The following is a 13,989-nucleotide window of genomic DNA, read 5'->3' as shown; positions in this document are numbered from 1 at the left end:
AGGTGGCGTTTCGGCACCGGGTGCACGGGGACTGCCTGGCGGGCCGTGAATGCGTGACTGGCCCCCAGCTCCCGTCGCTGCCTGCACGGCACTAAGGGGGGAAGCTGTTGCTTAGCGCTTGAGCGGGCGTCGTGCTTGCCTTGGTCTCTTGTTTCGCCTTTCCAGGCGAGTTCCTTCTGCAAGCGTCCAAAAGACTCGCCCCACTACTCGGAGGGCATGCCAGGAGCCCGATCCGTAGGGCGGATAACCGCTTGCGGTCATTCACTCTACGGATCAGGGCTTCGGTATGTGGAAGTCTGGCATGCACGAGGTCATCCCCCTCCTGAAGCGCCCCTCAGCCCAATCGAATCCTTCCGCTCGCCACCAGCACCGCATGCCCGGCGATACTCACCCGCTCGCCCTCCAACCGGCACCACAGCTCGCCGCCGCGCGCCGAGCACTGCTGGGCGGTCAGCGACAGTTTGTTCAAGCGCTGGGCCCAGTAGGGAATCAGGCTGCAATGCGCGGAGCCGGTGACCGGGTCTTCGTCGACGCCCATCGCCGGGGCGAAGAAGCGCGAGACGAAATCCTTCTGCAGGCCCCGCGCGGTGACGATCACTCCACGCCAGGGCAGCCGCGCCAGGGCCGCGAAGTCGGGGCGACAGGCGCGCACCGCCTCTTCGGACTCGAGCAGCACCAGCAGCTTGTCGGTGGAGCCCAGCACGTCCACCGGCGGCAGGCCCAGGGCCTGCTCCAGCTCGACGGTGCTACCGACCTCGCTCGGATACTGCGCGGGGAAATCCAGGACCAGCCGCTCGTCCTCGCGGTTGACCCGCAGCGCACCGGAGCGCGAGATGAATTCCAGGCGCTCGCCCGGCTCGTCGTAGACCTCGAACAGTACGTGGGCCGCAGCCAGTGTGGCGTGGCCGCAGAGCGCCACCTCGACGCTCGGGGTGAACCAGCGGATCCGCCAGGCCTCTCCTTCGCGAACGACGAAGGCGGTCTCGGAGAGGTTGTGCTCGGTCGCGATCATCTGCATCAGCTCGTCCGCCAGCCAGGCGTCGAGGCGATAGACCACGGCGGGATTGCCACTGAACGGGCGGGAAGAAAACGCGTCGACCTGGTGGAACTCGAGCTGCATGGCAGACCTCCTGGGAACGATCGCCACAGCATGCCGCCGCAGGCTCCGGGATGGGCGATACAGTGCGATCTTTTCCGATCGTAACAGTGGGACTTCGCCCTGCCTTCGACCCATTGCCCGAGCGGGCGTTTGCGGCGACCTGCCGGCGTTGTGAAGCCGCCGGCAAAAACGCCGCCTTTTTCCGCGAAACGCCGCTCAGGCCTCGCTGCGCACCCGTCGCACCGCGTTCTGCCAGCCGGCGTAGAGTTCGCCGCGGCGCTCCTCGGCCATGTGTGCGGCGAAGCGGCGCTGCAGGTGCCAGTGGCTGGCGATGTCGTCCAGGTCGCGATAGAAGCCGGCCTTCAGCCCGGCCATGTAGGCCACGCCGAGGGCGGTGGTCTCGGTGACTTCCGGGCGCTCCACGGTGACACCAAGGATGTCGGTGAGGAATTGCATCACCCAGTTGTTCACCACCATCCCGCCGTCCACCCGCAGCGCGCTGGGCGGCGTGCCGTCCTGGCGCATCGCTTCGAGCAGGTCGCGGGTCTGGTAGCAGACCGATTGCAGACCGGCGGTGACGATCTCCTTGATTCCGGTGTCACGGGTCAGGCCGAAGATCGCGCCGCGCGCCTTCGGGTCCCAGTAGGGCGCGCCGAGGCCGGTAAAGGCCGGCACCAGGTAGACGCCGTTGGAGTCGCCGGCCTGGATCGCCAGGGCTTCGCTCTCGTGGGCGTGGTCGATCAGCTTGATGCCGTCGCGCAGCCATTGCACCGCGGCGCCGGCGACGAAGATGCTGCCCTCCACCGCGTAGCTGACCTTGCCGTCCAGACGGTAGCCGACCGTGGTGAGCAGGCGGTTCTTCGAGGTCACCGGCTGCTCGCCGGTGTTCTGGATCATGAAGCAGCCGGTGCCGTAGGTGCTCTTCACCATGCCCGGCTGGAAGCAGGCCTGGCCGATCAGCGCGGCCTGCTGGTCGCCGGCCATGCCCAGCACCGGGATCGCCGCGCCAAGCAGCGACGGCTCGCTGACGCCGAACTCCGCCGCGCAGTCGAGTACCTCCGGCAGCAGGCTGCGCGGGATCTCGAACAGCGCCAGCAATTCCTCGTCCCAGTCCTGGCTGTGGATGTTGAACAGCAGGGTGCGCGAAGCGTTGGTCGCGTCGGTGCGATGGGAGCGGCCGCCGGTCAGGCGCCAGAGCAGGAAGCAGTCGACGGTGCCGAAGCGCAGCTCGCCGCGTTCGGCGCGCTGGCGGGCGCCGGGCACGTTGTCGAGGATCCAGCGCAGCTTGGTGGCGGAGAAATACGGATCGATCAGCAGCCCGGTGCGCGCGCTGACGTTCGCCTCGTGGCCGGCGGCCTTGAGTTCGGCACAGTAGTCGGCGGTACGACGATCCTGCCAGACGATGGCCGGGTGGATCAGGTCGCCGCTGGCGGCGTCCCAGACCAGCGTGGTCTCGCGCTGGTTGGTGATGCCGATGGCGGCGATGTCGGCCGCGCGCAAGCCCTTGCGGGCGAGCGCGTCGCGACAGACCTGGAGGGTGGTCAGCCAGATTTCCTCGCCGTCGTGCTCCACCCAGCCGTCCTTCGGGAAGTACTGCTTGAATTCCTGCTGGCAGCTCGCCACCGGCAAGCCCTGGGCACTGAACACGATGGCGCGGGAGCTGGTGGTGCCCTGGTCGATGGCGAGGAGATAGTGGGACATGGAAAACCTGACAGATTGAAAAGTAAGACGAATGCCGACCGCTAGGCCGGCGGGATTAGCGGCTCATTCACGGCCGATGGCGGCGAACGAACCCTGGGTCAGCTGGGCCAGCACCTCGGCCGCCAGCTCCACCTCCAGCCCGCGCCGTCCTGCGCTGACATGGATGCTCGGGTACTGCCGCGCGCTTTCATCGATGAAGGTACGCAGGCGCTTCTTCTGCCCCAGCGGGCTGATCCCGCCCACCAGGTAGCCGGTAGCCCGCTGCGCCGCCTGCGGATCGGCCATGTCGGCCTTCTTCGCCCCCGCCGCATGGGCCAGGGCCTTCAGGTCGAGACTGCCGATCACCGGCACCACCGCCACCAGCAACTCGCCCTTCTCCGTGGCGGCGAGCAGCGTCTTGAACACCCGCTGCGGGTCCAGGCCGAGCTTTTCCGCGGCCTCCAGGCCATAGGAAGGTGCCTTGGGGTCGTGGCTGTAGCTGAGCACCTTGTGCGCGGCGCGGGCCTTTTTCAGCAGGTCGATGGCAGGGGTCATGGTCACTCCCGGAGAAGAACGTTGGCTGAAAACCGGCGCCTACCTTAAGCCATCGCCGCCCCTGCTGCACGGGCGCCGATGCCGCGGCCCGCGTGCCTCGGTAGCGATCTTCGATTGGCCGCGAAAACGAAACCGGAGGGTCGTTTTTCGGACAAACGTTCATCTTCGCGCTTTGACAGCATTCCTTTGTGAATATATTTTTTCGAAACTGAACAATTTTCACGGCTGCCCGCCATAATTACAAGAACAGACAAGAGAGGCCCCATGACCACCGCCGCCCCGACCCCGTCCCTGTTCGGCCAATGCCTGGCCGAGTTCCTCGGCACCGCCCTCCTCATCTTCTTCGGCACCGGTTGCGTCGCGGCCCTGAAGGTCGCCGGCGCCAGCTTCGGCCTGTGGGAAATCAGCATCATCTGGGGGGTCGGCGTGAGCATGGCGATCTACCTCAGCGCCGGCGTCTCCGGCGCCCACCTGAACCCGGCGGTGAGCATCGCGCTGTGGCTGTTCGCCGGCTTCGAGGGGCGCAAGCTGCCGTTCTACATCACCGCCCAGGTGGCCGGTGCGTTCTGCGCCGCAGCGCTGGTCTACACCCTCTACAGCAGCCTGTTCATCGAGTTCGAACAGGCGCAGAACATCGTCCGCGGCAGCCAGGACAGCCTGGCCCTGGCCTCGGTGTTCTCCACCTATCCGCACCCGGCGCTGTCGGTCGGCCAGGCGTTCCTCGTCGAAGTGGTGATCACGGCCATCCTCATGGCGGTGATCATGGCCCTTACCGACGACGGCAACGGCCTGCCGCGCGGTCCGTTGGCGCCGCTGCTGATCGGCCTGCTGATCGCCGTGATCGGTAGCGCCATGGGCCCGCTGACCGGTTTCGCGATGAACCCGGCGCGCGACTTCGGCCCCAAGCTGATGACCTACCTGGCCGGCTGGGGGCCCATCGCCTTCACCGGCGGCCGCGAGATTCCCTATTTCCTGGTGCCGATCTTCGCCCCGATCCTCGGTGCCTGCCTCGGCGCCGGCGGCTATCGTGTACTGATCGCGCGCCATCTGCCGAGCGCCGCGGCGCCCGCCGAAGCCGAGCCGGAGAAGGTTCGCGCTTCCTGACCGCCCGTTCTTTCCTGCCATAGCCACAAGGCCACAGCCATGACCGACAAGCACAACAAGAAATACGTCGTCGCCCTGGACCAGGGCACCACCAGCTCCCGCGCCATCGTCTTCGACCGCGATGCCAACGTGGTCAGCCAGGCCCAGCGCGAGTTCGCCCAGTTCTATCCGCAGGCCGGCTGGGTCGAGCACGACCCGATGGAAATCTGGGCCACGCAGAGTTCGACCCTGGTCGAGGCCCTCGCCCAGGCCAGCATCGAGCACGACCAGGTGGCCGCCATCGGTATCACCAACCAGCGCGAGACCACGGTGGTCTGGGACCGTCACAGCGGTCGGCCGATCCACAACGCCATCGTCTGGCAGTGCCGGCGCAGCGCGGCGATCTGCGCGCAGCTCAAGCGCGACGGGCTGGAAGACTACATCCGCGAAACCACCGGGCTGGTCACCGACCCGTACTTCTCCGGGACCAAGCTGAAGTGGATCCTCGACAACGTCGAAGGCGCCCGCGAACGCGCGCGCAACGGCGACCTGTTGTTCGGCACCATCGACACCTGGCTGATCTGGAAGCTCACCGAAGGCAAGGTCCACGTCACCGACTACACCAATGCCTCGCGGACCATGCTGTTCAACATCCACAGCCTCGACTGGGACGCACGGATGCTCGAGGTGCTCGACATTCCCCGCTCGATGCTGCCCGAGGTGCGCAACTCTTCGGAGGTCTACGGCAACGCCCGGATCGGCGGGGTCGGCGGCGGCGAGCTGCCGATCGCCGGGATCGCCGGCGACCAGCAGGCCGCCCTGTTCGGCCAGATGTGCGTGGAACCGGGCCAGGCGAAGAACACCTACGGCACCGGCTGCTTCCTGCTGATGCACACCGGCGACAAGGCGGTGAAGTCCACCCATGGCCTGCTCACCACCATCGCCTGCGGCCCGCGCGGCGAGGTCGGCTACGCCCTGGAGGGCGCGGTGTTCAACGGCGGCTCCACGGTGCAGTGGTTGCGCGACGAACTGAAGGTGATCAACGACTCCTTCGATTCCGAATACTTCGCCACCAAGGTCAAGGACAGCAACGGCGTCTACCTGGTACCGGCCTTCACCGGACTCGGCGCGCCCTATTGGGACCCCTATGCGCGCGGCGCAGTGTTCGGCCTGACCCGTGGAGTCAAGGCCGACCACCTGATCCGCGCTACCCTGGAATCCATCGCCTACCAGACCCGCGACGTGCTCGACGCCATGCAGCGCGATGCCGGCGAACGCCTGCGCGCCCTGCGCGTCGACGGCGGGGCGGTGGCCAACAACTTCCTCATGCAGTTCCAGGCCGACATCCTCGGCACCCGCGTGGAACGTCCGGTGATGCGCGAGACCACCGCCCTCGGCGCCGCCTACCTGGCCGGCTTGGCCTGCGGCTTCTGGAGCAGCCTCGACGAGCTGAAGAGCAAGGCGGTGATCGAGCGGGTGTTCGAGCCGGAGTGCGACGAGCCCCGGCGCGAAAAGCTCTATGCCGGCTGGAAGAAAGCGGTGGAGCGCACTCGCGGCTGGGACGACGGCGAACTGTGACGAGCTGGCGCCATTCGTCCGCCGCGATGCGGCGAATGGCGTGTTCCCGCGCGCCGCTCTGGCATGCCCTGGGTAACGTTTGCGCGCGGCGGCCGGGTGCCGCCGCGGCGCCCTCTACGACTCATGCACGGCTGACAACGGCCCCCCGCGTGCGGCATTCTTGGCGACTTTCCAGGGTCCCGGCCCGGCAGCACGAGAACAACCCATGAACCTGCCCCCCCGACAGCAAAGCATCATCGAGGAGGTCCGCGAGCGCGGTTACCTGAGCATCGAGGAGATGGCGCAGATGTTCGCGGTCACCCCGCAGACCATCCGCCGCGACATCAACCAGCTCGCCGAACAGGGACTGCTGCGCCGCTACCACGGCGGTGCGGCCTACGATTCGAGCATCGAGAACACCGCCTACACCATGCGCGCCGACCAGATGCGCGACGAGAAGCAGCGCATCGCCGAAGCCGTGGCCAGCCTGGTGCCGGACAACGCCTCGCTGTTCATCAACATCGGCACCACCACCGAGGCCATCGCCCGCGCCCTGCTCAACCACCGCAACCTGAAGATCATCACCAACAACCTGCACGTGGCCGCCACCCTCAGCGCCAAGGAAGACTTCGAAGTGCTGGTCGCCGGCGGCACCGTACGCAGCGACGGCGGCATCGTCGGCCAGGCCGCGGTGGATTTCATCCAGCAGTTCCGCGTCGACTTCGCCCTGGTCGGCATCAGCGGCATCGACGAGGATGGCAGCCTGCTCGACTTCGACTACCAGGAAGTGCGCGTATCCCAGGCGATCATCGACAACGCGCGGCAAGTGTTCCTGGCCGCCGACTCGAGCAAGTTCGGGCGCAACGCGGTGGTCCGCCTGGGACCGATCTCGCTGGTCAACCGGGTCATCAGCGACAGCCCGCCGCCCGCCGCCATCGCCCGCCTGATGGCACAGCACAAGGTTCACCTGGACCTGGTCTGAGGCATTTCCCCTGCCACGGCGCCGTTCGGCGCCGTGAATGTTCGTTTCAGAAAAGCCACCTGCCGACCCCTGCCCATGCGCCACGACCCTCGGTGGCCGCTTTCCCGCATGCGGAAGAGGGGCTGTTCCCGCGCGGACGGGCAAACCGGTAGCGCCCGGGCAACCCTTCGAAATTGAAAAAGCCTGATGCATCGGGCTGGTCAATAACTGCGCAATCGACTAAGCTATTTTCGAATTCGAACAATACTACGTTCACTTTCGACTTCAGGGCCTTTCACATGAGTCAAGCGCACACCCCCTCCGCTCCACTCGCCGAAGTCTACGATGTCGCCGTGGTCGGCGGTGGCATCAACGGTGTAGGGATCGCCGCCGACGCAGCCGGGCGCGGCCTGTCCGTGTTCCTTTGCGAACAGCACGACCTGGCCCAGCACACCTCCTCGGCCAGCAGCAAGCTGATCCACGGCGGCCTGCGCTACCTCGAACACTACGAATTCCGCCTGGTCCGCGAAGCCCTGGCCGAGCGCGAGGTCCTGCTGGCCAAGGCGCCGCACATCGTCAAGCCGCTGCGCTTCGTCCTGCCGCACCGTCCGCACCTGCGCCCGGCCTGGATGATCCGTGCCGGCCTGTTCCTCTACGATCACCTCGGCAAGCGCGAGAAGCTGCCCGCCTCGCGCGGCCTGCGCTTCACCGGCAGCAGCCCGCTGAAGGCCGAGATCCGCCGTGGCTTCGAGTACTCCGACTGCGCGGTGGACGATGCGCGCCTGGTGGTGCTCAACGCGATCTCCGCCCGCGAGCACGGCGCCCACGTCCATACCCGCACCCGCTGCGTCAGCGCCCGTCGCAGCAAGGGACTCTGGCACCTGCACCTGGAGCGCAGCGACGGCAGCCTGTATTCGATCCGCGCCCGCGCCCTGGTGAACGCCGCCGGCCCCTGGGTGGCGCGCTTCATCCAGGACGACCTGAAACAGAAGTCGCCCTACGGTATCCGCCTGATCCAGGGCAGCCACATCATCGTGCCGAAGCTGTACGAAGGCGAGCACGCCTACATCCTGCAGAACGAAGACCGCCGCATCGTCTTCGCCATCCCCTATCTGGACCGTTTCACCATGATCGGCACCACCGATCGCGAGTACCAGGGCGACCCGGCCAAGGTGGCGATCAGCGAAGAGGAAACCGCCTACCTGCTGCAAGTGGTGAACGCCCATTTCAAGCAGCAACTCGCGGCCGCCGACATCCTGCACAGCTTCGCCGGCGTGCGTCCGCTGTGCGACGACGAGTCGGACGAGCCTTCGGCGATCACCCGCGACTACACCCTGTCGCTCTCCGCCGGCAACGGCGAGCCGCCGCTGCTCTCGGTGTTCGGCGGCAAGCTGACCACCTACCGCAAGCTGGCCGAATCGGCGCTGACGCAGCTCCAGCCGTTCTTCGCCAATCTCGGCCCGGCCTGGACCGCCAAGGCACCGCTGCCGGGCGGCGAGCAGATGCAGAGCGTCGAGGCGCTCACCGAGCAACTGGCCAACCGCTACGCCTGGCTCGACCGCGAACTGGCGCTGCGCTGGGCGCGCACCTACGGCACCCGGGTGTGGCGCCTGCTGGACGGGGTCAATGGCGAAGCCGATCTCGGCGAGCACCTGGGCGGCGGCCTGTATGCCCGCGAAGTGGACTACCTGTGCAAGCACGAGTGGGCCCAGGACGCCGAGGACATCCTCTGGCGCCGCAGCAAGCTCGGCCTGTTCCTCTCGCCGAGCCAGCAGGTGCGCCTCGGCCAGTACCTGCAGAGCGAGCATCCGCATCGCCCGCGGGTGCATGCGGCCTGATCGCCAGCCAGAAACGTCGAGGCCCGCTTTTGCGGGCCTCGTTCGTTATGGAAGGGTACGGGACGATCCGGGCATAATGCGCGGCGCCACCAAGCCGGTGGCGCCGCCGCAGTCGAGAATCCCGTGGACCTGATGTTCAAGGCGCTGATCGGCGCCGCCGTGGTCGTGCTCCTCGCCGTCCTGTCGAAGACCCGCAACTACTACATCGCCGGCCTGGTGCCGCTGTTTCCCACCTTCGCCCTGATTGCCCACTACATCGTCGGCAAGGGCCGTTCGCTGGACGACCTGAAGACCACCATCGTCTTCGGCATGTGGTCGATCATCCCCTACTTCGTCTATCTCGCCGCGCTCTACCTGCTGGTCGAGCGCTTCCGCCTGGAGACCTCGCTGGCCCTGGCGGCGCTGGCCTGGCTGGTGGCGGCAAGCGTGCTGGTGGGCCTCTGGGTACGCCTGCACGCCTGAGACCGCGAGCGCGGCTTCAGAGCTGGACGACGCTGGCCTGCCGATGGGCCTTCAGGTAAGGCACCACCGCCGCCAGCAACGGCTCCTTGAAGGCTTCCTGGAAGCGATGGGCGAGACCGGGGATCAGCTTCAGCTCCGAGCCACGGATATGCGCCGCCACGTGCACGCCGTGCATCACCGGCAGCAGCGGATCGGCGGTGCCATGGATCACCAGGGTCGGCACCTGCAGACGGTTCAGCAGCGGCACCCGGCTGGGTTCGGCGAGGATCGCCAGCAATTGCCGCTGCACGCCTTCCGGGTTGAAGGCGCGGTCGTAGGAACGTGCGGCCTGCAACAGAAGTTGCTGGCGATCATCGCGCACTTCCGGACTGCCCAGCGCCGCCAGCAGGTCGGCCTGCTGCTCGACCGCCTGCTCGCGGCTGGCCGCCTCGCGCCGCGCCAGCAGGCGCAGCAGCGACTCGCTGGGCGCCGGCAGGCCTTCGGCGCCGGAGCTGGTCATCACCAGGGTCAGGCTGAGCAGGCGCTGCGGCGCCATGTCGGCGATGTGCTGGGCGATCATCCCGCCCATGCTGGCGCCGAGCACATGGGCCTGGGGGATATCCAGCGCGTCGAGCAGATGCAGGGCATCGCCGGCCATGTCGGTGAGGGTATAGGGCGCGCTGACCGGCAGGCCGAGGCGATAACGCACCACTTCGTAGGTCAGCCGCGAACTGGGCACCGGCACGTTCCAGGCCGACAGGCCGACGTCGCGGTTGTCGTAGCGGATCACCCGGAAGCCTTGCTCGCACAGGGCGCTGACCACCTCGTCCGGCCAGTGGATCAGTTGCCCGCCCAGGCCCATCACCAGCAGCAGGGCCGGATCGCTGTCGCGGCCGATGCTCTGGTAGGCCAGGCGCACGTCGCCCAGTTCGACCGTCTCGGTAGGTACGCGTGCGTCGCAACGCGCCGCCGCAAAGGAGGAGAGGCTGCACAACAAGGCGGCCAGGAAGATGAAAGCACGCATGAAGAAAACCCAGAACGCAAAACCCCAGTGGAGCGCGATTCTGATTAAATTTCGTCCAGCGCGCTGCCACAGTAGCGTGACAGTTTGATGAATGCCGCCAGGCGGTCGTGGCGTTGTGGCTCTGCGGCGTTGCGCCGCTGCTCCGTGCCGCCGTCCCGTGTGCCGGGCTCTTCTCCCCGTCGCTCCACGATCGCACGCTCTGCGGGATCGAGGCCATCGCTTGTCGACAGCCCCTGGCGTATGAGACAAACTCAACGAATCCGCACCGCTATCAAGTTTTGCTCATACAGAGGCCGCCATGCTCGAACTTCGCCACCTCAAGACCCTGCACGCGCTGCGCGAAGCCGACAGCCTGGTGGAAGCCGCCGAGCGCCTGCACCTTACCCAGTCGGCGCTGTCGCACCAGTTCAAGGAACTGGAAGAGCGCCTGGGCATGCAGTTGTTCGTGCGCAAGACCAAGCCGGTACGCTTCACCAGCGCCGGGCTGCGCCTGCTGCAACTGGCCGACTCGCTGCTGCCCCAACTGCGCACCGCCGAGCGCGACCTGGCACGGCTCGCCGGCGGTACCGCCGGGCGCCTGCACATGGCCATCGAATGCCACAGTTGCTTCCAGTGGCTGATGCCGACCATCGACCAGTTCCGCGACGCCTGGCCGGAAGTCGAACTGGACCTGGCCTCGGGCTTCTCCTTCGCGCCGCTGCCGGCCCTGGCCCGCGGCGACCTCGACCTGGTGGTGACCGCCGACCCGGTCGAGTTGCCCGGCATCACCTACGTGCCGCTGTTCACCTACGAAGCGCTGCTGGCGGTGGCCAATCAGCATGCCTTGGCTAGCCGGCCGTACGTCGTCCCGGAGGACCTGGAGCGGGAAACCCTGATCACCTATCCGGTGGAACGCGACCGTCTCGACGTCTTCACCCGCTTCCTCGACCCCGCCGACGTGGAGCCGGCGCAGGTGCGCATAGCCGAGCTGACCGTGATGATGATGCAACTGGTGGCCTCCGGTCGCGGCGTCTGCTGCCTGCCGAACTGGGCCCTGCACGAGTACAGCTCGCGCGGCTACGTGACGGCCCGGCGCCTCGGTGAAAAGGGCCTGTACTGCACGCTCTTCGCCGCCATCCGCACGGACATGTTCGATGCGCCATTCATGCGCGACTTCCTGCTCACCGCCAAGGACACCTCCTTCGCCACCCTCGAAGGGGTCAGCGCCGCCAAGGGCTGAACGGCTCAGAACAGCGGCAGCTCATAGGTCAGGTACAGGCGGTTCTCGTCGATGTCGCGGCTGAAGGCCGAACGGTAGGTAGCGTTGCGCCAGACCAGCCCCAGTCCCTTCAGCGCACCGCCCTGCAACACGTAGCGCAGGTCGCTGTCGCGTTCCCACTCGCGACTGCCGTCGGCGCCCTTCGGTTTCGCGCCATGGCCGCTGAAATAGCGCGTCATCAGGCTCAGGCCGGGCACCCCGAGCGGCGCGAAGTCGCAGTCGTAGCGCAGTTGCCAGGAGGATTCGCCAGCCTCGGCGAAGTCGTTGTACTGGCCGAAATTGACCAGGTACGGATCGGTCCCCTCCAGGTAGGGGAAACCGTGGTCGCCGCTCATCCGCTGGTAGCCCAGGCCGAAGGCCTGGCCGTTGCGCAGGCGGTAGGTGAGCGACCCGCTGAAGGAACGGTTGTCGATGCGCCCGCCGCGAGCGCCGCCGGTATCCCGGCTGAGCGCCAGGCGCAAGTCGCTCTCCAGGCTGTCCGCAGCGATGCCGATGCGCCCCTTGAGACCGAGGAAATGCTGGGCGTAGACCTGCTCCAGTTCGCCATAGTGGTAGCTGCCGGTCCAGTCCGGGGCGATACGGTAGTCCAGGCCGGCCAGGTCGAAACGGTCCGCCTGCGCCGCGCCGGCGAACCGCCGGTTGCGGTTGAACAGCGCCAGGTCGCTGGTGCCCGCCTCGTTGCGCTGGCTGACCTCGGTCAGCCGTCCCAGGTTCAGGCTCAGTCCGCTCAGTTCACCGGAAGTCAGCAGCGCACCCTGGAACACCTGGGGGAATAGCCGCCCGTAGTTGGGCTGGATGGTCGGTAGCTTCGGTACCAGGCCGCCGACCTTCAGTTCGCTGCGCGACAGGCGCAGCTTGGCGGTCGCGTCCAGCCGCGCGTAGTCGCCCGCCGCGCTGCCATCGTCGCGAAGCGGAAGCAGGCCGGTGCCGCTACGCCCCGCGCCGGAATCGAGCCGGACGCCGAGCTTGCCCAGCAGGTCGAGACCCACGCCGAGGGTGCCCTCGGTATAGCCCGAGCGGTAGTCGAAGAGAAAGCCCTGGGCCCACTCCTCGCTTTTCGCACGCCCCGCGCCATCGCGGAAGTCGCGGTTCATGTAGAAGTTGCGCAAGGCCAGGCTGGCCCGCGAGTCTTCGAGGAAGCCCTCGGCCAAGGCGGGAACGCTATCGCCGGCAAGGATCGGCAGCAGGAAAAACGCGCATTTCTTGTTGTTGTTCATACGCACTCCGAACGGGCGCCTGGGCGCCTCTTTTTCTAGGGGGAACGGTGTCTCATCGGCAGCGCTCGATCACCATCGCCACGCCCTGGCCGAGCCCGACGCACAGGCTGACCACCGCGTAGCGCCGCTCGATGCGTTGCAGCCCGCGGGCGGCGGTGAGCACCAGGCGCGCACCGGAGGCGCCGAGCGGATGGCCGAGGGCAATGGCGCCGCCATGGGGATTGACCCGCGGGTCCTCGTAGTCGAGGCCGAGCAACTTCAGGCAGGCCAGGACTTGCGGCGCGAAGGCTTCGTTGATCTCGATCAGGCCGACCTCGTCCAGGCCGATGCCGGCGCGTTGCAGCGCGCGGAGGATCGCCTGCTGCGGGCCGATGCCCATCAACCGGGGCTCGACGCCGACGCTGGCGCTGGCGAGGATCCGCGCCAACGGCCGGATGCCCTCGCGCTCGCCGATCGCGCGGTCGCCCAGCAGCACTACCGCCGCCCCGTCGTTGATCCCCGAGGCATTGCCGGCGGTCACTACCCCGCCGGCGAACAACGCCGGCAAGCGCGCCAGGGCCGCCAGGTCGGCCTGCGGCCGCGGATGCTCGTCGCGCTCCACCAGCCGCGTCTCGCCCTTGCGTCCGGCACGCACCTCCACCGGAAGGATCTCGCCGAGGAAAAAGCCCTCCTCCAGCGCAGCCTGGTAGCGCGCCTGGGGAGAAGCGGCGAAACGGTCGGCGTCTTCGCGGGCGATGCCGAAGGCGCGGGCCACGTTGTCGCCGGTCTCCGGCATGCTGTCGTTGCCATAGCGCTCGACCAGCCTGGGGTTGGCGAAGCGCGCGCCGATGGTGCTGTCGAAGACCTCCAGCGTGCGGCTGAAGGCGCTCTCCGCCTTGGCCACGACGAACGGCGCCCGGGACATGCTTTCGGCGCCGCCGGCCAGGTACAGCCGACCCTCGCCGCAACTGATCGCGCGCGCCGCGTCGATCACCGCCGACAGTCCGCTGGCACACAAGCGGTTGACCGTCTGCCCGGGCAGCCGCGCCGGCAGGCCGGCTGCGAGCAGCGCGTTGCGCGCCAGGTTGCGGCTGTCTTCGCCGGCCTGGTTGGTGCAACCGAGGATCACATCCTCCAGGTCGTCGACGGCGAACCCGGAGGTTTCCGCGAGACGCGCCAGCAGCAGGCCGGCCAGGTCGTCCGGACGCACCGTCGAGAGTGCACCGGCATGCCGGCCGAAAGGCGTACGCAGGCCGGCGTAGATATAGGCATCGAGCATGGTGTGTTTCTCCGCCAA

12 protein-coding genes are annotated in these 13,989 nt (G+C 67.5%); 6 read left to right on the top strand and 6 right to left on the bottom strand.

What is annotated here, in order from left to right; translation table 11 throughout:
• Positions 1 to 334 precede the first annotated feature (334 nt).
• The 3 genes from ACM0M4_RS08065 to ybaK all read right to left on the bottom strand — a co-directional run bounded on the left by ACM0M4_RS08065 (position 335) and on the right by ybaK (position 3,334).
• Complete coding sequence (locus ACM0M4_RS08065) at positions 335 to 1,120, bottom strand: PhzF family phenazine biosynthesis protein (RefSeq protein WP_003159513.1); 786 nt, start codon at positions 1,118 to 1,120, stop codon at positions 335 to 337.
• 195 nt (positions 1,121 to 1,315) lie between these two features.
• Complete coding sequence (glpK, locus tag ACM0M4_RS08060; RefSeq protein ID WP_003092161.1) at positions 1,316 to 2,800, bottom strand: glycerol kinase GlpK; 1,485 nt, start codon at positions 2,798 to 2,800, stop codon at positions 1,316 to 1,318.
• 63 nt (positions 2,801 to 2,863) lie between these two features.
• A complete protein-coding gene (gene ybaK / locus ACM0M4_RS08055) occupies positions 2,864 to 3,334 on the bottom strand; it encodes a Cys-tRNA(Pro) deacylase (RefSeq protein ID WP_003098459.1) in 471 nt (156 codons plus the stop codon).
• A 264-nt stretch (positions 3,335 to 3,598) separates the two neighbouring features.
• On the opposite strand from ybaK, the gene glpF reads away from it, so the two are divergent.
• The 5 genes from glpF to ACM0M4_RS08030 all read left to right on the top strand — a co-directional run bounded on the left by glpF (position 3,599) and on the right by ACM0M4_RS08030 (position 9,235).
• On the top strand, positions 3,599 to 4,438 hold the full coding sequence (glpF, locus tag ACM0M4_RS08050) for a glycerol uptake facilitator protein GlpF (protein WP_003092166.1): 840 nt from the start codon (positions 3,599 to 3,601) through the stop codon (positions 4,436 to 4,438).
• A 39-nt stretch (positions 4,439 to 4,477) separates the two neighbouring features.
• Complete coding sequence (glpK, locus tag ACM0M4_RS08045) at positions 4,478 to 5,995, top strand: glycerol kinase GlpK (protein ID WP_003092168.1); 1,518 nt, start codon at positions 4,478 to 4,480, stop codon at positions 5,993 to 5,995.
• Positions 5,996 to 6,200: 205 nt separating this feature from the next.
• Positions 6,201 to 6,956, top strand: a complete 756-nt coding sequence (locus ACM0M4_RS08040) for a DeoR/GlpR family transcriptional regulator (RefSeq protein ID WP_003092173.1) — start codon at positions 6,201 to 6,203, stop codon at positions 6,954 to 6,956.
• A gap of 278 nt (positions 6,957 to 7,234) precedes the next feature.
• Positions 7,235 to 8,773, top strand: a complete 1,539-nt coding sequence (glpD, locus tag ACM0M4_RS08035) for a glycerol-3-phosphate dehydrogenase (protein WP_003098460.1) — start codon at positions 7,235 to 7,237, stop codon at positions 8,771 to 8,773.
• A 132-nt stretch (positions 8,774 to 8,905) separates the two neighbouring features.
• The gene (locus ACM0M4_RS08030) at positions 8,906 to 9,235 is read left to right on the top strand and encodes a GlpM family protein (protein WP_003119370.1); all 330 of its coding nucleotides are present in this window, start codon (positions 8,906 to 8,908) and stop codon (positions 9,233 to 9,235) included.
• Between the two features lie 16 nt (positions 9,236 to 9,251).
• Here the strand turns inward: ACM0M4_RS08030 and ACM0M4_RS08025 are convergent, their stop codons facing one another.
• Positions 9,252 to 10,238, bottom strand: coding sequence for an alpha/beta fold hydrolase (locus tag ACM0M4_RS08025; protein ID WP_003098462.1), 987 nt, complete (start codon positions 10,236 to 10,238; stop codon positions 9,252 to 9,254).
• Positions 10,239 to 10,536: 298 nt separating this feature from the next.
• Here ACM0M4_RS08025 and metR point away from each other — a divergent pair, with 298 nt between their 5' ends.
• The gene (metR, locus tag ACM0M4_RS08020; protein WP_004345413.1) at positions 10,537 to 11,457 is read left to right on the top strand and encodes a transcriptional regulator MetR; all 921 of its coding nucleotides are present in this window, start codon (positions 10,537 to 10,539) and stop codon (positions 11,455 to 11,457) included.
• A gap of 5 nt (positions 11,458 to 11,462) precedes the next feature.
• Here the strand turns inward: metR and ACM0M4_RS08015 are convergent, their stop codons facing one another.
• Both ACM0M4_RS08015 and ACM0M4_RS08010 read right to left on the bottom strand, forming a co-directional pair.
• A complete protein-coding gene (locus ACM0M4_RS08015) occupies positions 11,463 to 12,713 on the bottom strand; it encodes an OprD family porin (RefSeq protein WP_003098463.1) in 1,251 nt (416 codons plus the stop codon).
• A gap of 52 nt (positions 12,714 to 12,765) precedes the next feature.
• Entirely contained in the window at positions 12,766 to 13,971 is a 1,206-nt protein-coding gene (locus ACM0M4_RS08010) for a 3-oxoadipyl-CoA thiolase (protein ID WP_221345523.1), read from the bottom strand.
• Positions 13,972 to 13,989: the final 18 nt, after the last annotated feature.

Origin of the sequence: Pseudomonas sp. 18-147 (assembly GCF_051048045.1) — a bacterium.
GTDB lineage: Bacteria > Pseudomonadota > Gammaproteobacteria > Pseudomonadales > Pseudomonadaceae > Pseudomonas > Pseudomonas aeruginosa.
The sequence above is the reverse complement of the archived record's forward strand: the minus strand, read 5'-3'. Positions and strand labels throughout refer to the sequence as shown.